The organism is Streptomyces sp. YS-3, assembly GCF_045257485.1.
GTDB lineage: Bacteria > Actinomycetota > Actinomycetes > Streptomycetales > Streptomycetaceae > Streptomyces.
Genome location: NZ_JBJHPC010001095.1, coordinates 1 through 935 on the forward strand (window position 1 = coordinate 1; position 935 = coordinate 935).

General features: G+C 72.1%; 1 protein-coding gene. It reads left to right on the top strand.

Annotation, left to right across the window (positions count from 1 at the left end):
* The coding region (locus tag ACJA3G_RS37700; RefSeq protein ID WP_406557503.1) for an EamA family transporter at positions 1–420 on the top strand (420 nt) is incomplete at its 5' end.
* Positions 421–935: the final 515 nt, after the last annotated feature.

Sequence of the window (935 nt, forward strand, 5' to 3'; positions counted from 1 at the left end):
GTCCGCGCGCTGGGGGCGGGGGCGTGCTGGGCGGTGTACATCCTGTTCAGCGCGCGGACCGGCCGCCGCTTCCCGCAGGCGGACGGCCTCGCGCTCGCGATGGCGGTCGCGGCGGTGCTGTCGCTGCCGCTGGGAGCGGTGCAGTCGGGCTCGAAGCTGCTGGTGCCGTCGACGATCGGGCTCGGCGCGGCGGTGGCGATCCTGTCCTCGGTCCTGCCGTACACCCTGGAACTGCTGGCCCTGCGCCGGCTGCCCGCGTCCACGTTCGCGATCCTGATGAGCCTGGAACCGGCTGTCGCGGCGACGGCGGGATTCCTGGTCCTGCACCAGGCTTTGTCGGTCACCGACGCGTTGGCGATCGCGCTGGTCATCGGGGCGAGCGTGGGGGCGGTGCGGTCGCAGGTGGGGCGCGGGCGGTAGCCCGTCCCGCCGCGCCCTGTCCGGGCCGGACCTTCATTGCGGGCTGACTTGGGCTGATCGCGCAGTTCCCCGCGCCCCTAAAGACCTTCGTTCGTCTGCGGCTGAGTGGGGGCTGGTCGCGCAGTTCCCCGCGCCCCTTGGGTGGTCGGTCGCAACCGGGAAACTCGGATTAGCCACCAGTTCTTCAGGGGCGCGGGAACTGCGCGAGAAGCCCCACTGCCCGCAGCCAACGGACTACCCAGGGGCGCGGGGAACTGCGCGCCCAGCCCCCACCGGCCCGCAGCCAACGGACTACCCAGGGGCGCGGGGAACTGCGCGCCCAGCCCCCACCGGCCCGCAGCCAACGGACTACCCAGGGGCGCGGGGAACTACGCGAGCAACCCCCACTCAGCCGCAGACAGCAGCCGGGCCGAAAACAAAGCCCCCACCCAAAAAACCATGCAAGCACGCTTGCTTGTTTCCGGCCCCGCTGCCATGCTCCCGGACACGAACACCCCCGCATCCCACCCCGAAGG